At 58.0% G+C, this 22,891-nt stretch carries 15 protein-coding genes; 1 reads left to right on the top strand and 14 read right to left on the bottom strand.

All coding sequences use genetic code 11. The features are described 5' to 3' along the window. Positions 1–23: 23 nt before the first annotated feature. Together guaA and guaB are read right to left on the bottom strand one after the other, a co-directional pair. The gene (gene guaA, locus GRPL_RS15015) at positions 24–1,601 is read right to left on the bottom strand and encodes a glutamine-hydrolyzing GMP synthase (protein WP_032686509.1); all 1,578 of its coding nucleotides are present in this window, start codon (positions 1,599–1,601) and stop codon (positions 24–26) included. A gap of 65 nt (positions 1,602–1,666) precedes the next feature. Beyond that, positions 1,667–3,133, bottom strand: a complete 1,467-nt coding sequence (gene guaB, locus GRPL_RS15020; protein WP_032686508.1) for an IMP dehydrogenase — start codon at positions 3,131–3,133, stop codon at positions 1,667–1,669. Positions 3,134–3,291: 158 nt separating this feature from the next. Between guaB and xseA the strand changes: the two genes are divergently transcribed. Further along, positions 3,292–4,662, top strand: coding sequence for an exodeoxyribonuclease VII large subunit (xseA, locus tag GRPL_RS15025; RefSeq protein ID WP_032695547.1), 1,371 nt, complete (start codon positions 3,292–3,294; stop codon positions 4,660–4,662). A 6-nt stretch (positions 4,663–4,668) separates the two neighbouring features. On the opposite strand, the gene GRPL_RS15030 is transcribed toward xseA, so the two are convergent. The 12 genes from GRPL_RS15030 to GRPL_RS15085 all read right to left on the bottom strand — a co-directional run bounded on the left by GRPL_RS15030 (position 4,669) and on the right by GRPL_RS15085 (position 22,791). After that, positions 4,669–4,887: a zinc ribbon domain-containing protein gene (locus tag GRPL_RS15030; RefSeq protein WP_032686505.1), complete on the bottom strand. Its 219-nt coding sequence runs from the start codon at positions 4,885–4,887 to the stop codon at positions 4,669–4,671. A gap of 49 nt (positions 4,888–4,936) precedes the next feature. Continuing rightward, positions 4,937–6,028: a Gfo/Idh/MocA family oxidoreductase gene (locus GRPL_RS15035; protein WP_032699027.1), complete on the bottom strand. Its 1,092-nt coding sequence runs from the start codon at positions 6,026–6,028 to the stop codon at positions 4,937–4,939. A gap of 125 nt (positions 6,029–6,153) precedes the next feature. Next, positions 6,154–7,632, bottom strand: a complete 1,479-nt coding sequence (gene der / locus GRPL_RS15040) for a ribosome biogenesis GTPase Der (RefSeq protein ID WP_004866324.1) — start codon at positions 7,630–7,632, stop codon at positions 6,154–6,156. A gap of 192 nt (positions 7,633–7,824) precedes the next feature. Continuing rightward, a complete protein-coding gene (gene bamB, locus GRPL_RS15045; RefSeq protein ID WP_004866328.1) occupies positions 7,825–9,003 on the bottom strand; it encodes an outer membrane protein assembly factor BamB in 1,179 nt (392 codons plus the stop codon). 10 nt (positions 9,004–9,013) lie between these two features. Further along, positions 9,014–9,634 (bottom strand): YfgM family protein, encoded by a 621-nt coding sequence (locus tag GRPL_RS15050; protein ID WP_032686503.1) that lies wholly within the window; start codon positions 9,632–9,634, stop codon positions 9,014–9,016. Between the two features lie 34 nt (positions 9,635–9,668). Further along, positions 9,669–10,943 (bottom strand): histidine--tRNA ligase, encoded by a 1,275-nt coding sequence (hisS, locus tag GRPL_RS15055; RefSeq protein ID WP_032695549.1) that lies wholly within the window; start codon positions 10,941–10,943, stop codon positions 9,669–9,671. Between the two features lie 91 nt (positions 10,944–11,034). Beyond that, positions 11,035–12,156 carry a flavodoxin-dependent (E)-4-hydroxy-3-methylbut-2-enyl-diphosphate synthase gene (gene ispG, locus GRPL_RS15060; protein ID WP_032695550.1) on the bottom strand — a complete coding sequence of 374 codons (1,122 nt, stop codon included), beginning with the start codon at positions 12,154–12,156 and terminating at the stop codon, positions 11,035–11,037. A gap of 26 nt (positions 12,157–12,182) precedes the next feature. After that, positions 12,183–13,151, bottom strand: a complete 969-nt coding sequence (gene rodZ / locus GRPL_RS15065; RefSeq protein ID WP_032695551.1) for a cytoskeleton protein RodZ — start codon at positions 13,149–13,151, stop codon at positions 12,183–12,185. A gap of 272 nt (positions 13,152–13,423) precedes the next feature. Further along, positions 13,424–14,590: a dual-specificity RNA methyltransferase RlmN gene (rlmN, locus tag GRPL_RS15070; protein ID WP_004866345.1), complete on the bottom strand. Its 1,167-nt coding sequence runs from the start codon at positions 14,588–14,590 to the stop codon at positions 13,424–13,426. Positions 14,591–14,923: 333 nt separating this feature from the next. Beyond that, the gene (gene ndk, locus GRPL_RS15075; protein ID WP_004866348.1) at positions 14,924–15,355 is read right to left on the bottom strand and encodes a nucleoside-diphosphate kinase; all 432 of its coding nucleotides are present in this window, start codon (positions 15,353–15,355) and stop codon (positions 14,924–14,926) included. A 161-nt stretch (positions 15,356–15,516) separates the two neighbouring features. Next, positions 15,517–17,841: a peptidoglycan glycosyltransferase PbpC gene (gene pbpC, locus GRPL_RS15080; RefSeq protein ID WP_032699026.1), complete on the bottom strand. Its 2,325-nt coding sequence runs from the start codon at positions 17,839–17,841 to the stop codon at positions 15,517–15,519. Then, on the bottom strand, positions 17,842–22,791 hold the full coding sequence (locus GRPL_RS15085) for an alpha-2-macroglobulin family protein (protein WP_032699025.1): 4,950 nt from the start codon (positions 22,789–22,791) through the stop codon (positions 17,842–17,844). Positions 22,792–22,891 lie beyond the last annotated feature (100 nt).

The following is a 22,891-nucleotide window of genomic DNA, read 5'->3' as shown; positions in this document are numbered from 1 at the left end:
CTTCGTTTAACAATGCCGGGGAGTTATTCCCACTCGATCGTTGCCGGCGGCTTGCCGCTGATGTCATAGACGACGCGGGAAATGCCGTTGACTTCGTTGATGATGCGGTTGGAGACGCGGCCAAGGAAGTCATAGGGCAGGTGCGCCCAGTGCGCGGTCATAAAGTCGATGGTTTCGACCGCACGCAGGGAAACGACCCAGTCGTACTTACGGCCATCGCCCATGACGCCTACAGAGCGGACCGGCAGGAACACGGTGAACGCCTGGCTCACTTTGTTGTAGAGGTCGGCTTTATGCAGCTCTTCGATGAAGATAGCATCCGCCCGACGCAGCAGGTCGCAGTACTCTTTCTTCACTTCGCCCAGTACGCGAACGCCGAGACCCGGCCCCGGGAACGGATGACGGTACAGCATGTCGTACGGCAGGCCCAGCTCCAGACCAATCTTACGCACTTCGTCTTTGAACAGCTCACGCAGCGGTTCAACCAGCCCCATCTTCATCTCTTTCGGCAGGCCGCCCACGTTGTGGTGAGATTTGATGACGTGCGCTTTACCGGTTGCAGACGCAGCGGATTCGATGACATCCGGGTAGATGGTACCCTGCGCCAGCCATTTAACGTCTTCCAGCTTCAACGCTTCTTCGTCGAACACTTCGACGAACACGCGACCGATGATTTTGCGTTTGGCTTCCGGATCGTTCTCGCCTTTCAGCGCGTCCAGGAAACGCTTCTCGCCTTCCACGTGAACGATGTTCAGACCGAAGTGGTCACCGAACATGTCCATAACCTGCTGGGCTTCGTTCAGACGCAGCAGACCATTGTCCACGAATACGCAGGTCAGGTTTTTCCCGATAGCGCGGTGCAGCAGCATTGCGGTCACGGAGGAGTCCACGCCGCCGGAGAGGCCGAGGATCACTTTGTCATTGCCAACCTGCTGGCGGATACGCTCAACGGCATCGTCGATGATTTTTGCCGGCGTCCACAGAGCTTCACACTGGCAGATGTCGCGCACGAAGCGCTCCAGCATACGCATACCCTGGCGGGTGTGGGTCACTTCCGGGTGGAACTGCACGCCGTAGAAGCGTTTTTCTTCGTTCGCCATAATGGCAAACGGGCAGGTTTCAGTGCTGGCAACGGTAACAAAGTCAGACGGGATCGCGGTAACTTTGTCGCCGTGGCTCATCCAGACGTCGAGCAGCGGCTTGCCTTCAGCGGTCAGGGAGTCTTCAATACCGCGCACCAGCGCGCTATCGGTAACAACTTCAACCTGCGCATAGCCGAACTCGCGCTCATTAGAACTTTCTACATGGCCGCCCAGCTGCATTGCCATGGTCTGCATACCGTAGCAAACGCCAAACACCGGTACACCGGCTTCGAACACATACTGCGGCGCGCGCGGGCTGTTATGTTCAGTGGTGCTTTCCGGGCCGCCGGAAAGAATGATGCCGCTAGGATTGAACTCACGAATCTGAGCTTCCGTTACGTCCCAGGCCCACAGCTCGCAATAAACCCCTAATTCACGTACGCGACGCGCAACCAACTGGGTGTACTGAGAACCGAAGTCCAGGATTAGAATGCGATGTTTATGAATGTTATCCGTCATTGACGTTTATTCCAGAGCAGTAGCGATTAAATAAAATCGCCCGGCGCATGACCGGGCGATGAAAATCAGGAGCCCATGCGGTAGTTCGGGGATTCCTTGGTGATCGTCACGTCGTGAACGTGACTTTCCTGGATGCCAGCACCGCTGATACGCACGAATTCCGCTTTGGTACGCAGGGTGTCGATGGTACCACAACCGGTCAGTCCCATACAGGAGCGCAGGCCCCCCATCTGCTGGTGAATGATCTCTTTCAGGCGACCTTTATAGGCAACGCGGCCTTCGATACCTTCCGGTACCAGTTTGTCCGCAGCGTTGTCGCTCTGGAAGTAACGGTCAGAGGAGCCTTTGGACATCGCACCCAGAGAACCCATACCGCGATAAGATTTGTAAGAACGCCCCTGGTAGAGCTCGATTTCACCCGGGGACTCTTCGGTACCCGCCAGCATGGAGCCGACCATCACGGCAGCAGCGCCAGCAGCGATTGCTTTCGCGATATCGCCGGAGAAACGGATACCGCCATCGGCGATAACCGGAATGCCGGTACCTTCCAGCGCTTCTACCGCGTCGGAGACGGCGGTAATCTGCGGGACACCAACGCCGGTGACGATACGGGTAGTACAGATAGAACCAGGGCCAATACCTACTTTCACCGCGCTCACGCCCGCTTCAGCCAGGGCACGTGCGCCGGCACCGGTGGCCACGTTGCCGCCGATGATTTGCAGGTCAGGATATTTAGCACGGGTTTCACGAATGCGCTGCAGAACGCCTTCAGAATGGCCGTGGGAGGAGTCGATCAGCAGAACGTCAACGCCTGCAGCAACCAGCGCATCTACGCGCTCTTCGTTGCCTGCGCCTGCGCCAACCGCTGCGCCGACGCGCAGACGACCATGCTCATCTTTACACGCATTCGGTTTACGTTCCGCTTTCTGGAAATCTTTAACGGTAATCATGCCGCGCAGATGGAAGCCATCATCAACAACCAGCGCTTTTTCAACGCGTTTTTCGTGCATTTTGGCAAACACGACTTCGCGGCTTTCGCCTTCGCGCACGGTAACCAGACGCTCTTTCGGCGTCATGTAAACGCTGACAGGCTGGTTCAGGTCGGTCACGAAGCGGACGTCGCGACCGGTGATGATACCGACCAGTTCGTTGTCTTCGGTCACCACCGGATAACCAGCAAAGCCGTTACGCTCGGTCAGCACTTTTACTTCACGCAGGGTGGTGGTAGGCAGTACGGTCTGCGGGTCGGAAACCACGCCGGACTCATGTTTCTTCACGCGGCGAACTTCTTCCGCCTGACGCTCGATGGACATGTTTTTGTGAATAAAGCCGATGCCGCCTTCCTGTGCCAGGGCAATTGCCAGGCGCGCTTCTGTTACGGTATCCATGGCTGCGGAGAGCATAGGAATATTCAGACGAATGGTCTTCGTCAGCTGGGTGCTGAGATCGGCAGTATTCGGCAGAACGGTAGAATGAGCGGGAACGAGGAGGACGTCGTCAAACGTCAGAGCTTCTTTAGCGATACGTAGCATGGGCAATATCTCGACCAGGGTGGATAAATATTGCCGTGGCATTATACAGAGCGTAACCGATTGCATCTACCCTTTTTTGAAAATAATACTTGCGATCGTCCATCATCAGGTTACTATCGACTGAATAACCTGCTGATTTAAAATTTGATCTTGCTCACATGTTGCCATCTCAATCCCCTGCAATTTTCACGGTCAGCCGCCTAAACCAGACGGTTCGCCTGCTGCTGGAACAGGAAATGGGCCAGGTCTGGATCAGCGGCGAGATCTCAAACTTCAGCCAGCCCTCTTCCGGCCACTGGTACTTCACCTTAAAAGACGATAACGCCCAGGTGCGCTGCGCGATGTTCCGCAATAGCAACCGTCGGGTTACTTTTCGCCCGCAGCACGGACAGCAGGTACTGGTACGCGCCAATATCACGCTGTATGAGCCGCGCGGCGACTATCAGATTATCGTCGAGAGCATGCAGCCTGCCGGTGAAGGGCTGTTACAGCAAAAGTATGAACAGCTAAAAGCGCTGCTGGCGGCGGAAGGTCTTTTCGATCAGCAGCATAAGCAAGCGCTCCCCTCCCCTGCGCGCTGCGTAGGCGTCATCACCTCGAAAAGCGGCGCGGCGCTACACGACATTCTGCAGGTGCTGAAAAGACGCGATCCGTCGCTGCCGGTGGTTATCTACCCAACGTCGGTTCAGGGCGACGATGCGCCAGGGCAAATCGTTCGCGCCATACAATTAGCCAACCTTCGCGAAGAGTGTGATGTGCTGATCGTTGGCCGCGGCGGCGGTTCTCTGGAAGATTTATGGAGCTTCAACGATGAACGGGTAGCGCGGGCGATTTTTGCCAGCCGCATTCCGGTCGTCAGCGCCGTCGGCCATGAAACCGACGTCACCATCGCCGATTTTGTCTCCGACCTGCGGGCGCCAACTCCTTCAGCCGCTGCAGAGATTGTCAGCCGCAATCAGCAGGAGCTGCTGCGCCAGCTGCAGTCCGGCCAGCAACGTCTGGAAATGGCGATGGACTATTTTATCGCCAACCGTCACCGTCGTTTTACCCAGCTGTTCCATCGTCTTCAGCAGCAGCATCCGCAGCTGCGATTAGTACGCCAGCAAACGGCGCTGGAAAGGCTACGCGAGCGGATGCGCCTTGCGCTTGAAACGCAGATGAAACGCGCCGATCAGCGTCAACAGCGCGTCATTCAGCGGCTGAACATGCAAAACCCGCAGCCGCGCATCCACCGTATTCAGTCACGCATTCAGCAACTCGAGTACCGCCTCGCCGAGAGCATCCGCTCGCGTTTAAGCGAGCGCCGCGAGCGCTTCGGAAACGCGGTTACCCATCTGGAGGCCGTGAGCCCGCTAGCAACGCTGGCCCGCGGCTATAGCGTAACCTCCGCCAGCGACGGTAAAGTGCTGAAGCAAACCAAACAGGTGAAGACAGGCGATCTGCTGACCACTCGTTTAAATGACGGCTGGGTCGAAAGCGAAGTCAGAACGATTACGCCGGTGAAGAAAACCCGGGCGAAGAAAAAGTAACACCGGTTATTCTACCGCCGCCCACTCCACGCGTTTTTTCGAAATCAGCCCGTGCCCGTTCTGGCAAAAATAATCCACTGCGCCACACGCTTTTAAAACCTCCAGCGGCTTGTGGCAATCCGGACAGCGGGCTTCCAGGGCAAAGTCTTTCGCACAGTGCTGACAGTGTGCATTGTGATCCTGTCGTGCCAGCGGCGCGCGACAGATGGGGCATGCGAGTTCCATGATGATTCCTTACCGAATGTTCGTCTATCCAGTTTACCACGGCGGCGGTTCAGTGTGGCCCACGCAATTGTTGCTGTAATTCAAGCAATAGCGCCACTTCGCCGATCCGTCGCTGCGTTAACCGGGACACTTCCTCGGGAGCGCGAACAAACAGGCTGTCTTTCCCCAGAATATGCTCGCCCAGGCAATGCTCATAGATAGCGCCCGGCCGCCGCCAGCGCTCAATACGATCGCCATCAATCAGCTCCACCACTTCGCAATTATCGCGCCGGTCCTGATTGATAATGCGTCCATCGCGTAACCAGATGCGCACTCCTTTTTGTCCTCCCGCCGGTCCGGCATATTTGTTTAGCCAGATATTGAGCGGGATACCGCTGAGTTCCCCCTGCAGATGGGCATTGCCTTCCGCGGTTTGCGTATCACCACGGGCAATGGCATGACCCAGCCGATCGCTGGCCTGCCGGATTTCAAGGTGCATCTCATCCGTGCCACCACAGTAGCGGATTGTTTCGCGCAACATCGCCAGCACATGCGTACCAATATCAAGAATCACGCCGTCAGGATGGCGCAACTGGCGCGTATCCGGCTCACCGGTGGCAAAATTGAGCGCCACGGGTTCGCCCTGGTCGTTAAATCCGCTGGGCTCCTGCAAAAAGCCGTCAATACGCACGATATCCTGGATTGACGACAGCAGAGGCCGGCGGGACTGCAGCTCATCTTCCCCCTGCCAGCGATCGTCCAGCTCACCCAATGCCCGCTTCAGCGCGCCGTCCCGCGCCATCCAGTGATCGAGCGCCAGTACCCGCCGCGCATGCCGCGGCTCGCTGAGCAGCTCACGCAGACGGGTCATTTGTTCAAGGGTCGCCACAACCGGTTTTTCCACCACAATGCGCGGACAGGCTGATGCCAGCGCCGCCTCCAGCACCGAAAGATGCTGCAACGACGCGGTGGTGATAAATAGCAGATCTAACGGTTTTTCGAGCAGTGCCGCTAATGACTCACAGCGGGTTATCCCCGCTAATCTCCTGGCAGGATTCACATCGAAGCCCCAGCATTCGCTCATGGGGTTCCCCAGATGCCTCAGCGCGGGAAGATAAGCGGTTTCGACTACCGCGCCCAGCCCAACAAATCCAGTCTGCATAGTGACCTGCCAGTAAATTGGTGGAAATAATAGGGGTATTATACACATCGAACGGGCGACGAACGTGATTCACCAATATCACGGGTTGTTGAGAGATAAAAAAACCCGCCAGCGGCGGGTTTCTCTTATTTGCTTTTCTTGATGTGTTTAATCAAGCGCTTACGCTTACGCATCTGGTTCGGCGTCAGGGTATTGCGTTTGTTGGCAAACGGGTTTTCCCCTTCTTTGAACTGGATACGAATCGGCGTCCCCATGACGTCCAGCGACTTGCGGAAGTAGTTCATCAGGTAACGCTTATAGGAGTCCGGCAGGTCTTTTACCTGGTTACCGTGGATGACCACAATCGGCGGGTTATAACCACCGGCATGGGCGTATTTCAGCTTCACGCGACGGCCGCGCACCAGCGGCGGCTGATGATCTTCTGCCGCCATGGTCATGATACGGGTCAGCATCGCCGTCCCGACGCGACGAGTTGCGCTGTCATACGCTTCGCGTACGGATTCGAACAGGTTACCGACGCCGCTACCGTGCAGTGCGGAGATAAAGTGAATCCGTGCAAAGTCAATGAAGCCCAGACGGAAGTCCAGCGTCTCTTTAACCTGCTCTCTCACTTCCTGGCTCAGGCCATCCCACTTATTGACCACAATCACCAGCGAGCGGCCGCTGTTGAGGATAAAACCGAGCAGAGAAAGATCCTGGTCGGAAATCCCTTCACGCGCATCGATAACCAGCATCACCACGTTGGCATCTTCAATGGCCTGCAGCGTTTTGATGACCGAGAATTTTTCGACCACGTCGGTAATTTTACCGCGCTTACGCACGCCCGCGGTGTCGATGAGCACGTATTCACGTTCGTCGCGCTGCATCGGAATGTAGATACTGTCGCGCGTCGTCCCCGGCATGTCGTAGACCACCACGCGGTCTTCGCCGAGAATACGGTTGGTCAGCGTGGATTTCCCCACGTTCGGACGGCCGACAATCGCCAGCTTAATCGGCAAATCTTGCGGGTTGAAGTCGTCTTCTGGCTCTTCCGCTTCTTCACCGTTCTGTTCCGCTTCAAACTGCGCCCAGTACGCCGCATCTTCATCGACCTCTTCCGACGGGTCGATCTCTTCGGCCCACGGCAGCAGGACGTGCTCCAGCAGGCTGGTCACGCCGCGACCGTGAGACGCAGCGATCGGATGGATATCGCCGAGGCCCAGTGACCAGAAGTCGGCAATCGCCTGATCGGCATCAATGCCGTCGGTTTTGTTCGCCACCAGGAAAGTCGGCTTTTCACGGGAGCGAAGATGTTTGGCGATCGCGGTATCAGCAGGCATCAGGCCCGCACGCGCATCGACCATAAACAGCACGACGTCCGCCTCTTCAATCGCCAACAGCGACTGTTCCGCCATACGGGTTTCAACGCCATCTTCTGTGCCATCGATACCGCCGGTATCGATACAGATAAATTCACGACCTTCAACTTCAGCACGACCGTACTTACGGTCACGAGTCAGCCCCGGGAAATCCGCGACCAACGCATCACGAGTGCGCGTCAAACGGTTGAAAAGCGTGGATTTTCCAACATTAGGGCGCCCGACAAGCGCGACCACAGGTATCATGTTAAATGCCTCTTACAAATTGCTATGCAACATCGATTTAACGACGTTTTTAAAAAAGTCAAAACGGCCCCTGTCTGCCAGGAGCCGTTTCTCAATTCGCACTATACCCGTTGTCTCTCAGTGAACTTCGCTACCGGCTGCGTTGCCGGCCGCCGCGAAGAAACTCAAGAGCCGCGGGGTAAGCCGCCACGACTAACGCGTAATAGAATACAGCGTGCCGTCTGTTGCCTGGATCAGCAGTCGACCATCGGCTACCACCGCGTCGGTACGGAAGCCGGAGCTATCCACTTTCTGCTGAGCCACAAAGTGACCATCTTCCGGGTTCACCCAGTGCATATAGCCTTCGCTATCACCGACCACCAGGTTGCCATTATACAACACCGGCGCAGTCAACAGGCGATGCAATAGATCGCTTTGCGTCCACAGCGTCACGCCACCTTCGGTGGAGAGCGCCAGGATGCGGTCATTCTGATCGACCAGGTAGATACGGTTGCCGTCAACGATAAAGTCGTTCACGGAACCCAGCTCACGCTTCCACATGATCTGGCCGCTGCGCAGATCCAGCGCGGTCAGGTTGCCATTATACGCCAGCGTGTATACCACACCGTTGACGATAACCGGGGTCGTATCGACATCATTCAGACGATCGATTTCCGTCGGTCCGGTCGCCTGGGAGATACGCTGTTGCCAGATAATCTGCCCTTGTTGCATCAGCACGGCGCTCACGCGGCCGTTATCGCCGCCAACGATGGCTGCGCCATAGGCGGTCGCCGGTGCCGATTCACCGCGCAGAGACAGCGCCGGCATATCCAGGTTAACGGTCCACTTCACCGCCCCATCCGCTTCATTCAGCGCCTGCAGCTGACCGTTGCTGGTGTGAACCAGAACCATGCCGTCGCTGACTACCGGACGAGAAATCGCTTCGCCCGCAACGCGAGCCTGCCACGCCACGGTACCATCGCTGGTATTCAGGGCGAACAGCTGCGCTTTTTCGCTGCCGATATAGACATGACCGCCGGAAACGGTGATGCCGCCAGAGAGCAGCGCAGGCGTGCGAGAGAACCAGCCGTCTTTTTCAGCCAGGTTAACCGACCACACCTCTTTACCGTCATCAGCATTCAGCGCTTTGACGGTGCCCTTACGATCGGCCGCATAGACGACGCCATCGGCGAAAGCCGGGTGCAGGTTAGAATAGAAATCGCCGATACCATCGCCAACAGAGGTGCTCCAGGACGTGGACGGCGTAAACTGATTTTCCACCGTCGGCAGCGGTGACATTTTCACCACATCTTCTTCGCTGTTAAACAACGAACAACCGCTTAATAAGGTAACGGAAAGCAGCCCTGGCAAAAGTAATTTACGCAATTGCATCGAGTCCCTCTCAGATGGACAGATTATTTATTTTCATACGCATCATTTCGCTGAGCGCAGGTGAAGCATCGCTTTTCACGCCAGCTTCCCAGGCTGCGCGAGCGCCTTGCTTATCGCCTTTGTTAAGCAGAATCTCACCACGGAGATCGGCGACAATAGCGGCCCAGCCTTCACCTTTAATACCCTCAAGGGTTTTCAGCGCTTCATCAGGTTTCTTCAGCTGCAGCTGCACACGCGCAAGACGCATATTGATAACCGACTTCAGGTTATCATCCGGCGCGGCGGCCAGGCCCTGCTGAAGCTGCTTTTCGGCATTTTGCAGATCGTTCTTATCGACAAAACGCTGGGCCAGCTCCAGAGAAGCAAACGCGCCATAGCTGTTTTTGCTATCGGCGGCAAATTTTTCCGCCGAACCGATCGCTTCCGGCTTGTCTGATTTGAGCGCGGAAATGGCGTTTTCATAGGCTAAAGAGGATTCTCTCGCCGTATCCTGCTGATGAGAACTCCAGTAGCGCCAGCCAACCAACGCGCCAATCCCTAAAATCACACCAACGGCCAGCGCTTTGCCATTTTCGGCAAAGAAACGCTTGAGCGCATCGACCTGATCGTTTTCGTTGTTATACGTTTCCACGCAGTCCTTCTCCTGACTAATGATTCCCGGGAGATTAACCCAGAAGTGCGCGCAAATGCGCAGCAACGCTATCCTGCGTTACGGTAGTTTGCTCACCTGAGCGTAAATCCTTCACTACCACGTTTCCGTCAGCAATTTCTGATTCACCGACCACCAGAGCAACGCGAGCGCCCCATTTATCCGCGCGGGCAAACTGTTTCTTAAAGTTGCCGCCGCCGTGGTTGGTCATCAGCTTAGCGCCGGGCAGCTCATCACGAACCCGCTCAGCCAGACGCATCGCTGCAGACTGGGTATCGGTTCCGGAAGCCACCAGGTATATATCGACAACAGGATCGGCTTTAAATTCCGGATTTACTGCCTGAACCAGTAAAACAAGACGTTCCAGCCCCATAGCGAAGCCTACGGCCGGCGTTGCACGCCCGCCCAGCTGCTCTACCAGACCATCATAACGACCGCCGGCACAGACCGTTCCCTGGGAACCGAGGCTGGTGGTCACCCACTCAAACACGGTACGGTTATAATAATCCAGACCGCGCACCAGACGCTGATTGACGGTATAGCGAATACCGGCATCGTCCAGCAGGGCACACAGGCCCGCGAAATGCGCTTTGGAGTCTTCATCCAGATAGTCGCCCAGCGCGGGTGCGTCGTTGAGCAGCGCCTGCACCTGCGGATTTTTGGAATCCAGGACACGCAGCGGGTTGGTATACATGCGGCGTTTGCAGTCTTCGTCGAGCTTATCTTTAAACTGCTCAAGATAGGCAACCAGCGCATCGCGATAGGTTGCACGCGCTTCCAGCGAACCGATGGAGTTCAGCTCCAGCGCAACGTGGTCAGCGATGCCCAGCTCACGCCACCAGCGAGCGGTCAGCATGATCAGCTCAGCATCGATATCCGGGCCCTGCAGGCCAAAGACTTCAACGCCCATCTGGTGGAACTGGCGATAGCGCCCTTTCTGCGGACGTTCGTGGCGGAACATCGGCCCGACGTACCACAGGCGCTGTTCTTGATTGTACAGGAGACCATGTTCGATGCCGGCACGTACGCAGCCCGCCGTCCCTTCCGGACGCAGCGTCAGGCTATCGCCATTGCGGTCCTCAAAGGTGTACATCTCTTTTTCAACCACGTCGGTTACTTCACCGATCGCGCGTTTGAATAACGGGGTCTGCTCTACAATCGGCAAACGGATTTCGCTGTAACCGTAGCTGCCGAGCACCTGTTTCAGTGAGCCTTCAATGCGCTGCCAGAGAGCGGTCTCGCCCGGCAGATAATCGTTCATGCCACGGATGGCTTGAATGTTCTTTGCCACGTTTATTCTCTTTATCTATATACAAAAATGAACCCCGACGCCGCGCGTCTGCGGGTTCAATCATACACGGGAAGTGATACACCGCCCCGGATTATTTCTCTTCGACCTGCTGAACATTGATGCGACGCGCTTCATCGAGCATCGAGGCTTTCGCACGGATCCGCGCTTCCAGCTGATCGATCATATCGTCGTTGTCCAGCCTGTCTCTACGCACGCCATCTTCATAAAGGCCGCTTTTTTTATTGCCGCCGGTCACGCCAAGCGTCGAAACCAGCGCTTCGCCCGGACCGTTCACCACGCAGCCGATAATCGAAATATCCATCGGCGTAATAATGTCTTCCAGACGTTGTTCCAGCGCGTTAACGGTGCCGATAACATCGAACTCCTGACGCGAACAGGTCGGGCAAGCGATGAAGTTGATCCCGCGAGCGCGGATGCGCAGGGATTTCAGAATGTCGAAACCGACCTTGATCTCTTCAACCGGATCCGCCGCCAGGGAAACGCGCAGGGTGTCGCCGATCCCTTCTGACAGCAGCAGCCCCAGGCCGATCGCCGACTTCACCGCGCCGCTACGCGCGCCGCCGGCTTCAGTGATCCCAAGGTGCAGCGGCTGATCGATCTGTTTCGCCAGCAGACGATACGATTCTACCGCCAGGAAAACATCGGAGGCCTTCACGCTGACTTTAAACTGATCAAAATTGAGACGATCGAGATGATCGACATGGCGCATAGCTGATTCCAGCAGCGCCTGCGGCGTTGGTTCGCCGTACTTTTCCTGCAGATCTTTTTCCAGCGAACCGGCGTTGACGCCGATACGGATAGGAATGTTTTTATCGCGGGCGCAATCAACCACCATACGGATACGTTCTTCGTTACCGATGTTGCCCGGGTTGATACGCAGACAGTCCACACCGTACTCCGCCACTTTCAGGGCGATACGGTAGTCAAAGTGGATATCGGCGACCAGCGGGACGTTGACCTGCTGCTTGATAAGCCTGAACGCTTCCGCTGCATCCATCGTCGGAACGGAGACGCGGACGATATCCGCGCCTACGCGCTCTAAGGCTTTGATTTGGTTTACCGTCGCAGCCACATCGGTGGTGCGAGTATTGGTCATCGACTGTACGGCGATGGGAGCACCATCGCCAATCGGCACATTCCCAACGTAAATACGTTTTGATTTTCTACGTTGAATCGGAGCCTGGTTATGCATGAAAAATCTCCCGCGTTACCCGTCTGTTACTGCGCCGGTGATGTTTCGGCATTAAGGGTCAGACGCGCAACCTGGTTAGTTCTGATAAAACGACTTAAATCGACGGGTTTACCCAGATACTGAATCTGTACCGCTGCCGGTGCGCCAATTTTCAGTTTATAAGGCGCCTGACCGCTCAGGTTCAGATTACCGCCCTTACGTTGCAAACCGCTGAACAGTTTCTTGCCGGTTGCATCGCTCACTTCCAGCCAGCAGTCGGCAGAGAAGTTCAGAACCAAATCCTGGGCCGCAGCGGCCGTAGCGGCTGCATTAGCCGGGGCGGTTGGCAGTGGAGAAGTCGGCGCCGCGGCAGCCGGTGCGCTATCGACATTGGCCTGAGACGGCGCCACAACGGCGTTATTATCAACCGGTGCCTGGGTAGAGGCCGTCGGTGCAGGGGGGGTATCAACCGGCGCGCTGTTGGCAGTGCTATCCGGCGCCGTATTGCTGGCGCCGGTATCCAACGGAATACTCTGGCTGCTGTCGCCCGCATTCAGTTCAGCGGTTGACTGGTCGGCCATCGAGGTAATTTCTTCCTGCTGGGCCTTATGGTCTTGCCACCACCAGGCGCCGCTGAGGCCAATGACCACAAACAGTACCAGCCAGGTGAAGCTCATCAGCCAGCCGTCACGCTTTTTACGACGTTTTCCCAGGGAGAAGCTCTGCATCGGCGCAACTTTCGCGGCACGAATCGGGGCCTGTTTTGCCATCATTGGCAGCAGTTCATCTTCCGGAATGTGCACAAGGCGCGCATAGGAGCGGATGTAGCCGCGCAGGAAGGTAGAGGCCAGGTCGGCCGGCGCCTTGTCGTCTTCAATATCACGAACCGTGGAAACTTTCAGGCATAAGCGCTCCGCCACCGCTTGCTGGCTGAGTCCGAGTTGTTCACGGGCATGACGTAGACGCGTGCCCGTCGTATTTGCTTCTTGATGGTCTTGAGTGGCTTCAGTGTTCATTCGACAACTACTGGTACGTGAATTTAAAGTTCAGCGCCGGTTTACCCCGCGCCGCGAAACATCTGCTAAACGTCACACGAAGAGTATAAGTCCGTATGACCCACTATCACAGATACTTATCAATATTGAATGCTAAGCGGTTGTAGTGCCGCTACATACTGCCTCAAAGTCGACAAAAACGCACCGTAATTATTGCCCGAATCAGCGTATTTCGCCTGGCGATTAGGCATAAATCCGCAGCGCATGCTTCATGGCGTGCGCTGCGTCATTTATCAGACCGTCTTCACATCAATGGCTTCGCCCTGCATGCGTTTACGCAGCGTACGTTTGGTCCGGTCGATAACGTCGCCGGCCAGCTGTCCACAGGCGGCGTCAATATCATCGCCGCGCGTTTTACGCACGATAGTGGTAAAGCCATATTCCATCAGCACCTTGGAGAAACGGTCGATACGGCTGTTTGAACTACGGCCGTAAGGCGCGCCCGGGAACGGGTTCCAGGGAATGAGGTTGATCTTGCACGGCGTATCTTTCAACAGCGCCGCCAGCTCATGGGCATGCTCGGTACCATCATTGACGTGATCCAGCATGACGTACTCAATGGTGACGCGCCCCTGGTTGGCATTGGACTTCGAAATATAGCCGCGGACCGAGTTCAGGAAGGTCTCAATGTTATATTTCTTGTTGATCGGCACGATCTCATCACGAATGGTATCGTTGGGCGCGTGCAGAGAAATCGCCAGCGCCACGTCAATCATATCGCCGAGTTTATCCAGCGCCGGGACCACGCCTGAAGTAGAAAGCGTCACGCGACGTTTCGACAGGCCAAAACCGAAATCGTCCAGCATGATTTCCATCGCCGGGACGACGTTAGTCAGGTTCAGCAGCGGTTCGCCCATCCCCATCATCACCACGTTGGTGATCGGACGTTGGCCGGTAATTTTGGCCGCACCGACGATTTTCGCCGCGCGCCATACCTGGCCGATAATTTCTGAAACCCGCAGATTGCGGTTAAAGCCCTGCTGCGCCGTCGAGCAGAATTTACACTCTAAAGCGCACCCAACCTGCGACGAAACGCACAGCGTCGCACGATCGTCTTCCGGAATATAAACCGTTTCCACACGCTGATCGCCGACGGCAATCGCCCATTTAATGGTACCGTCGCTGGAGCGTTGCTCCTCAACGACTTCCGGCGCGCGAATCTCCGCGACTTCCTTCAGCTTGTTGCGCAGCACCTTGTTGATATCGGTCATATCATCAAAGTTGTCGCTGCAGTAGTGATACATCCATTTCATCACCTGATCGGCGCGGAAGGGTTTTTCACCCATGTTTTTGAAAAACTCGCGCATCTGCTGACGGTTCAGGTCCAGCAGGTTGATTTTGGCATCTTTGTTCGGCACCGTCAGAGCGGCGGTATCAGGTGTGACAATATGTTCAGACATAATCTATTCCGGCCTCGTTGTTACACGTTATGGCCCCAGGAGGGTTGAAAAAAGAAACGCCCCTATGAACGAGTGCTCGTCCAGGGGCGCTGCATTGTACAAATTCTGCTGCATCAATACCACGTTTGCACGCGGCAATGATGAAAAAATCTGTTACTGCGTACTTGAGCCTCTATGGCTTTTCGATTGTCGAAAAGATGAGGCTCTGAATCTCCAAAATATTTCACGTCACGGCGAAGCGACAAGTTCGCAAATCCCCGGGAGCATAGATAGCTATGTGACCGGGGGGCGCGAATGAAGCCAACAAAGCGGTGGCGTGAAAGACGCAGGGGATTAACGAGTGCGCGGGCAAACCTCGCCTTCAGCGAAGAAGAACGCGATTTCGCGAGCGGCAGATTCAACGGAGTCGGAACCGTGGGTGCCGTTCTCGGTGAAGCTGTCGGCGTAGTCTGCGCGCAGAGTGCCTGCCAGCGCGTTGTCCGGGTTGGTTGCGCCCAGCAGGTCACGGTGACGCTGAACGGCGTTTTCGCCTTCCAGAACGGAGACCACGATCGGGCCGGAAGTCATGAACTCAACCAGACCGTCAAAGAACGGGCGACCTTCGTGCTCAGCGTAGAAACCGCGAGCCTGTTCAACGGTCAGGTGCAGCATTTTGGTACCGACGATTTTGAACCCTGCAGCTTCAAAGCGAGAAAAGATGCTGCCAATAACGTTTTTTGCCACCGCGTTTGGTTTGATGATGGAAAAAGTACGTTCAATAGCCATGATTACCTCTAATAAAGTGTTCTGTTGTTGCGCATACGATCGTATGGCCTGGCGCGCATTATAATGAGCAACACCGACGCTGCCTATGGATGAAGGTAACATTTTGTTAAAATAAGACGAGTTTTAGCAACACATAAAACAGGGGAATTGGGCATCTGCCGCTATTGCAGCGTAAAATTCGCCGTCACCACCTGGCCACTCTCGTCCATGACCACCAGTTGATAACGATCGGGTTGCGCCAGCGGAAGCGTCGCACTGGCGCCGGCGGCGGTCTGGGGTTCACCATTAATAAACCACCAACGCCGCCCTTCGCCACCGGTTGTCTGCAACGCCAGCATGACCCGCGTCGTTCCCGGTAAACGTTTAATCACCGCCCCCTCGCGCACGCCCGACAGCACCAGCGGCGCCACGTCCGTCGCCTGCGGCGGCGGGCAGTCCGGTGAAACCGCGCCTGAGCGGGCAGCCCGCCGCTCCGCAGGAGGCAGCCAGGGCTCCAGCGGCAGCGGCCAGACATCGACGAGCTTCCGCACCGCGCCAGGGCAATCCGCCGCCACCCGCCGTCCCTGTTCATCTAACCAGACAGGGAAGCGAATACCGCGCCCCTCTTCCTGGCCCGGTAACAGCAGCGTCGGCGGCTGGCTGTCATCCAGCAGCCATGTCGCCAGTCGACGTCGACAGTTGCTATCGCCTGGCGCCAGGCTCTGCCCGCCAGGCCAGCAGATCGTTGCCGCGCTGACCGTCTGCGGACGCGGGTCGGTGGGCAGGCCGCCGCGCCCCATAGCCGGTCGCGCCAGCAGCATATTATTGACCTGATTCAGCAGAGGCACCGCGCTGGCGAAACCAAACTGCCCCACCACCGGGGTGCCATCCGGCCGTCCGGTCCAGATCCCGATCAGGTAGCGGGCATTGACGCCAACGGCCCAGGCATCGCGGTAGCCGTAGCTGGTCCCGGTTTTCCACGCCAGCGGAACCACCTGCACCAACGAAGCGTCCGGCACCGGCTGGGCTTCGCCAGCCAGAATTCGCCGGATTATCCATGCCGCGCCCGGCGACAACAGCGGTCTTTCCACCAGCGGGTCGTCCGGCGTCATCCGCAATCGCGCGACCTTGCCATGGCGGGCGAAGGCGCTATATCCGGCCACGATATCTTCCAGTTTTGTTCCCGTCCCGCCGAGGATCAGCGACAGGTTGGGTTCCGCACCGGCCGGTAATGTCAGCGGCAAACCGGCATTGCGTAGGGTGGCGGCGAAGCGCTTCGGCCCGTAGGCTTCAAGCACCTGAACCGCCGGAAGGTTCAGCGAGCGCACCAGCGCTTCGCTGGCGCTGACCGGCCCATGAAAACCGCTATCAAAATTTCCGGGACGGTAATCGCTAAAGCGGCGCGGCACATCCTGTAATAAAGATGCCGGATGAATCAGCCCGTCATCCAGCGCCATACCGTACACAAACGGTTTTAAGACCGAACCCGGCGAACGCAGCGCCGAGACCATATCGATATGCCCGAAGCGGCTATCGTCGGAAATATCCGCCGAACCGACCCAGCCCCGCACTTTCATATTGGTGTGGTCGACGACCACCATCGCCAGCGAACTGCGCGGCGGCAGGCGCGCCTTCCAGTTGAGCGCCAGATCTTCCAGCTGGCGCTGGAGCCCGGCATCCAGCGTCGTCACCACTTTCTCTTTACGGCTGCTCGCCAGTAGCCGACGGGAAAACAGCGGGGCCAGCTGCGGCATCTGTCGTGGAAACAGCCATACCGGTTCTTCAATCGCCTCTTGTACCGCCTTATCGGACCAGACGCCCTGACTGCGCATCCGCGCCAGGACTTTATCGCGCGCGGCCTGAGCCCGCAGCGGCCAACGGTCCGGACGTAAACGACTCGGCGCCTGCGGCAGCACCGCCAGCAGGGCCGCTTCGCCATAGCTCAGCTGCGCAGGGGGTTTACCGAGATAGGCCCAGCTGGCAGCGCCAATCCCCTGCAGCGTCCCGCCAAAGGGGGCGCGGTTAAGATACAGCGTCAGGATCTCGCTTTTTGATAAATGCCATTCCAGCTGCAGCGCGCGCCAGAGCTGACGCAGCTTGCCGCCGAAGGTACGGGGATGGGGATCGAGCAGCCTCGCGACCTGCATGGTCAACGTGCTGCCACCGGAGACGACTCGCCCGGCGGTCAGGTCTTGCCAGGCCGCGCGAATAACCGCAAACGGGTTCACGCCCGGATGCCGCCAGAACCAGCGATCTTCATACTGGATCAGCGCCTGCAGATAGCGCGGTGACACATCATCGAGAGCGACCGGATAGCGCCAGACCCCCTGCTTATCCGCAAAGCGCCACAGCGGCGTGCCATCTTCCGCTACCACCACCCGGGCCGGCGCCACTTCATGCAGCGGTAACGGCCACAGACGATCGGCCGCCAACACCGCCAGCCATAGCATAACGACCAACGCCGCCAGCCAGCGCCAGCGGCGTTTTACCTGTCGCAGCGGCCGCATTTACGGGGTAACAGTCAGCGGGCCGCTGGCCGTGCCGGTCGCCCGCCACTGCGGAATATACATCGACTCTACCTGCGGCTGCGGAACCTGATATGTTCCCGGCGTGACCGCGCGCGCCAGATACACCAGCGTCACCGGCTGCCCTTCGTTAATCGCCACGGCGGCGACGAAGCGATCGTCGCGGAACTCGATGTGCTGAATATCCGCCTGCTGCATCTGGTTAAGCAGGTTCTGTACCGCGTCGCCGTTCTCCTGCAGGCTGGCGCTGCTGTTCGCCAGGTTCTGGTTTTCCAGCTCGAGTCCCGCCGGTAGCAGGTCCACCACCAGCGCATCCGGAACGTTGCGTTTGGCGGTGACTTCCAGCTTCACCAGCACCAGCTCGCCGCTACGCAGCGAGGTCAGGGACTTCTGCTGACCGCGGGTATCAAAGATTTGGCGTTCAATGCCCAGTACGTTTCCCGTGGCCTGCGGCGCAGTGAGCGGGTATCCGCTGCTATCGAGACGCAACCAGAGCGGGCGATCGCCGGTGTTGCTGACCTGCAGGGTCGCCAGCTGTTCAGCGCTCAGAGTGCGGGTCTGCGCTTTATCCGCCGAGAGCGGCTGCGCCTGTAGCGACGTTTGCGCCTGCCAGCTGCCGGGTAAGTCCTGTAATGTCCGGCCGGCCAGGAACAGCGCATTGGTCTCCTGGGTTGAGAGCCAGCGCTGACCGTAGGCCTCTTCCGCAAGGTTGCTCAGTAAGGTGTTCTGCGCATCCGGCAGCAGTTGATTCTCCTCCAGCAGGGCCAGCTTCAGCGCATCATCGCGCAGCGCGCTGCCATAATCACCCAGCCAGCGGTCCGTATCCTGACGCGGCGTACTCATCGCCAGCGTCAACGCCTGCTCGGCGCGCGGCGCATCGCCCATCGCTTTGAGGGCGATCCCCAGCTGCAGCAGAGGCAGGCCAGAACGCGCCTGCTCATGACGGCTCCAGATTTCGCGGAGGGCGCCAAGGGGCGCTTTTTGCTGGCGGGCCAGCACCAGGGCGGCATAGGCCTGCGCGGCGAAACGGCTGGCCGCCGCGTCATCGCTGTAACGAACGGTCATCAGTCCCGGTTCCTGCAGATAGCGCAGCAGACGCTGGTTACCGTTATTCATCGCCTGAGCCGGTACGCTATAGCCCTGCTCACCTGCTCTCACGAGGAAATCCATGGCATAGGCGGTCAGCCAGTACTCTTCCGGCCCCTCTTTGTCCCACAGGGCAAATCCGCCATCGTCACGCTGCATATGCAGCAGTCGGGAAATACCGATGTCCACCGCCGCACGGCGTTTTTCATCGCTGTCGCCGGCGATGCCCAATGCTTTGAGCTGCGCGGCGTTGGTGTAAAGCGACGGGAACAGACCGCTGGCGGTCTGTTCCAGGCAGCCATACGGATAGGCTTTCAGGTCGCGAATATAGCGGGCGAGATTCAACGGCGGCTTACCGCTGAACACCAGTTGCCCCTGCAGCGTCGCCGGTGAGAAGCCCTGCGTCTGCCCGGCTGGCGCCTGCCAGCGTTCCCCCGGTTGCAGCACCGCGCCGCTATTCACGGTTTGCGCCGGGTAGGCCGGACGCACGCCAATTTTCCACTGTTTCTGCATCGGGGTGAAGGTCTCACCCGGCAGAGCCACGCCGGTAATCGTGGCGTTCACCTGACCATCGCCAAAACCATCGCGGGCGCTCACCGGGACAAACAGCGTACTGCGCGCGCCGGGCGCCAGCTGTAGCGGAGGAATGGCCGCGCCATCGAGCTGCAGCAAACCGCTGGCGCTCAGCGCCACGTTCAGCGTTTGCGGCCTGTCGGTGAGATTACGCAGATCCAGCGCCAGCCGGGTTGCATCGCCGCTGGCGAGGAAGCGCGGCGTATTCAGCTCGGCAATCACCGGCGCGGCCACCACCACTTTCTCGTCGCTGCTGCCAAAATCATCGGCGGTCCACGCCTGCGCCATCACCCGCAGCTCGCCGTTGAAATCGCCAATCGGCAGCATCACAACCCCTTCACCACGCTCATCCAGGACCACCGGCTGCGCCTGTTGGGCAATAATCGTGACGTGGTTAACCGGCGGTTTACCGCCGCGTTTGAGTTCATCGCCGTCGCCGCCGAAACGCAGGCTGGCGAGACGCCCCTGCCCTTCAATCACCTGACCGTAGATATCATAAATATCCGCGCCGTAACGCTTCTGACCAAAGAAAGCCTTCCACGGATCCGGAGTGGCGTAATCGGTAATATTCAGCACGCCGCTGTCCACAGCGGAGAGCAGCACATTGACCTGTTTTGGCACTTCTCCCTGCGCCACGCTGGCTTTGATTTTCACCGTCAGCGGCTGATTCGGACGTATTTTTTCTGGTGCATCCAGCGCAAGCGTCAGGCGACGGTTTTCATCGCCCAGCGGCAGGTGCAGCAGACCCACCGCCCGTTTCGGCGTCGCCGAGCGAGATTTATCTCCGGGGCGAATCACCAGGGTGCTGAGGTAGAGATCGTGACGGTTCCAGGCTTTATCGACCGGAATCGATAGCGCCATGCCCTCCGCCGGGACGTCAATTTCCTGCCACCACAGCGGCCCTTCGCTGGATTCGACCATCGCATAGCCTTTCCCCGCCGCAGGCGCCGCGATGTGCAGTTTGATTGTGTCGCCCGGTTTATAGGCCGCTTTGTCCAGTTTCATGGTGACCCGATCCGGACGCGCAGCCCCTGTGCCATCGCTGTTATCCTGCCAGCTGTAGCCCGCCCAGAAACGCACGCTGCTGATGACGTCATCGGGGCCTTTCACTTCCAGGCGGTAGGATCCCCACTCCACCGGGAAACTCACTTTCGCCGTTTGCCCGGCCTGCAGATCGAGAGATTGTTCGCCTTCTTGCAGATCTTTTTGATCGAACTGCGACTGCCAGCCTTCGCTGTCAGACCAGTTCCAGTAGTAGTCGCGGCGCTCGCGAATCAGCCGCACCTGTAGCCCAGAGACCGCTTTTTTCTCGCCTTTGGCATCGGCATAGACAATCTCAAACGCCGCGCTGCTGTTTTCTTCGACCACCGGCTGTTTCACCGTACTGTCGGTACGGTAGTCGTAGACCTCTTTAAGGGCAAATTCAGGGCGGATCCCCGGCAGCGTATCGGCCGGCCAGATCGGCTGCTGTACGGTACGGGTAACCGGGCGGCCACCTGACTCCAGCAGGCTGGCCTGTAAAACCACCTGCAGCGGCGAATGGCTATCCTGCCACTGGCTGGCGGTAGTCACGTCGGCATGGCCTTTTTCATCCAGCGTCGTCTGGACTTCATCCAGGCTGCGGGAGAGGTTTTCTTCGGCAATATCACCAAACTGGAAGCCCGGCAGCGCCGCAACCGCATCGCGCAGCGGGCGCAGGAACAGTTTCCCCTGCAGCTGATTGCCGCTGGCCGGGGCGCCATACAGATAGGCGCCGGCAACGTTAAAGTGCACATCGGCATCCATGGCCAGCGGTCTATTTTGCGGCGTCAGATTCAGCGCCATACGCTCAGGCATAAAATCTTCAACGTGGAAATCCCACTCGCGCGGCTGATTGTCGCCGGTGCTGGCGCGGATATGCCACATACCGGTCGCCGCCCCACTATCAAGCGGCCAGGTAAACTGATACAGACCGTTGAGCGGTTTGCTGACCAGCGAGCGGATCACCTGACCATCCGGCTGCACCACCTCGAACTTCACCGGCTGCTCGGCCAGCGGTTTGCCGTCGCCGTCACGGAGCAGCGCGTTAAGGATCACCGTTTCTCCCGGACGATAAAGATCGCGCGGACCAAACATAAAGAGCTGCTTGCTGAATCCCGGAGCGCCGGCAATCGAGAACTCGGCCAAATCCAGTGCGGGAAGTTTGAGATCCAGCAGGGTGGTCTGCCCGTCTTTTCGCGCCAGCAGCAGCGCCGCGTCTTTATCATCGTTTTGCAGGGTAACGTGCCCCTGGGCGTCGCTTTTCGCCTCGGCGAGGGTTTGCCCTTTCGTATTCAGCAACTGCACATCGATACCCGATTGCGCCGCACCGTCTTCGAGGCTCTGGGTAAAGACATCCAGCCGGTTGTGATAACGGTGCGCCGACACGCCGATATCGCTCAGCGTAAACAGCGTTGCGGCGTTGCTATAGCTGTAGCGTCCCGCCGGATTCATCACCGCTACGTAAACACCCGGCTGCTGCAACGGCTTAATATCCGCCAGCGGCAGCAGCAGTTTCTCCCGCGTGTTGCGCGCCGGATTGAGATCGAAACGCCCGGTATAGACCAGATCGGCCATTTTCAACAGCTCGTCAGACTCCCAGTTACTCAATGAGTTACGGTATTCCCATTGGCTGACGAAAGCCGACAGCGACTCCGGCTTGATACGGAAAAAGTTTACGTCGACGTTATCGACGTTCAGCGCCATCACCGGCAGCCCGGCGACCACTTTGCCCGGCAGCAGCGAACCGCGGCTGGCGAAGCCAATACTCGGGGCAATGTCGCGGGTCGCGATGGTTTTTTCAAAATGGGTGTCAAAGGTGGCGGCGTTCAGCGCGCTCAGCGTCGGGTCAACGGAGACAATCAGTTCGCGTTTCGGCTCAAGATGGCGCAAGCGTAGCTCTTTCAGATTCGGCGCCAGTTCCCATGCGCCGTCAACCTTGCCGCTTTTTTTGTCGACAAGATGCACGCTGCGGGAGAAATCCTGATCGGGATTAAGCGGCACAGAGAAGGTGAGCACCATCGCCGCCGCGCCGTCCAGCTGGATTTCCGAGGCATCAAGCAGCGTCAGCGCCTTGCCTTTGCTTTTTTCCGCCAGCGCCGCCAGTTGGGCGCTATCGAGCTTTGCCCCGCCTTTGTCTGCAGAGGAAGAGGCGGCCGGTGCGACAGCCTGCGGTTTACCGCTGTCATCACAGGCGGTCAGCGATAGTGCAGTCAGTAGCGCCAGAGACAATGCCGCTAAACGAAATGGTTTCATCCTTTAACCCCTCGGCCGAAAGACCGGATACCAACAGTGAACACAGTATTATGCGCCAACGACGGAATTACCAATAGCCACCATAATAGAATCTGGCTAA

Origin of the sequence: Klebsiella planticola ATCC 33531 (assembly GCF_000735435.1) — a bacterium.
GTDB classification, from domain to species: domain Bacteria; phylum Pseudomonadota; class Gammaproteobacteria; order Enterobacterales; family Enterobacteriaceae; genus Klebsiella; species Klebsiella planticola.
Note: the sequence above shows the minus strand (reverse complement) of the source record. Positions and strands in the feature narration are given on the sequence as shown.

What these genes read in the sequence shown, in the direction of transcription:
- guaA (WP_032686509.1), bottom strand. Translation starts at nt 1,601, where the DNA reads ATGACGGATAACATTCATAAACATCGCATTCTAATCCTGGACTTCGGT.
- guaB (WP_032686508.1), bottom strand. Translation starts at nt 3,133, where the DNA reads ATGCTACGTATCGCTAAAGAAGCTCTGACGTTTGACGACGTCCTCCTC.
- xseA (WP_032695547.1), top strand. Translation starts at nt 3,292, where the DNA reads ATGTTGCCATCTCAATCCCCTGCAATTTTCACGGTCAGCCGCCTAAAC.
- GRPL_RS15030 (WP_032686505.1), bottom strand. Translation starts at nt 4,887, where the DNA reads ATGGAACTCGCATGCCCCATCTGTCGCGCGCCGCTGGCACGACAGGAT.
- GRPL_RS15035 (WP_032699027.1), bottom strand. Translation starts at nt 6,028, where the DNA reads ATGCAGACTGGATTTGTTGGGCTGGGCGCGGTAGTCGAAACCGCTTAT.
- der (WP_004866324.1), bottom strand. Translation starts at nt 7,632, where the DNA reads ATGATACCTGTGGTCGCGCTTGTCGGGCGCCCTAATGTTGGAAAATCC.
- bamB (WP_004866328.1), bottom strand. Translation starts at nt 9,003, where the DNA reads ATGCAATTGCGTAAATTACTTTTGCCAGGGCTGCTTTCCGTTACCTTA.
- ispG (WP_032695550.1), bottom strand. Translation starts at nt 12,156, where the DNA reads ATGCATAACCAGGCTCCGATTCAACGTAGAAAATCAAAACGTATTTAC.
- rodZ (WP_032695551.1), bottom strand. Translation starts at nt 13,151, where the DNA reads ATGAACACTGAAGCCACTCAAGACCATCAAGAAGCAAATACGACGGGC.
- rlmN (WP_004866345.1), bottom strand. Translation starts at nt 14,590, where the DNA reads ATGTCTGAACATATTGTCACACCTGATACCGCCGCTCTGACGGTGCCG.
- ndk (WP_004866348.1), bottom strand. Translation starts at nt 15,355, where the DNA reads ATGGCTATTGAACGTACTTTTTCCATCATCAAACCAAACGCGGTGGCA.
- pbpC (WP_032699026.1), bottom strand. Translation starts at nt 17,841, where the DNA reads ATGCGGCCGCTGCGACAGGTAAAACGCCGCTGGCGCTGGCTGGCGGCG.
- GRPL_RS15085 (WP_032699025.1), bottom strand. Translation starts at nt 22,791, where the DNA reads ATGAAACCATTTCGTTTAGCGGCATTGTCTCTGGCGCTACTGACTGCA.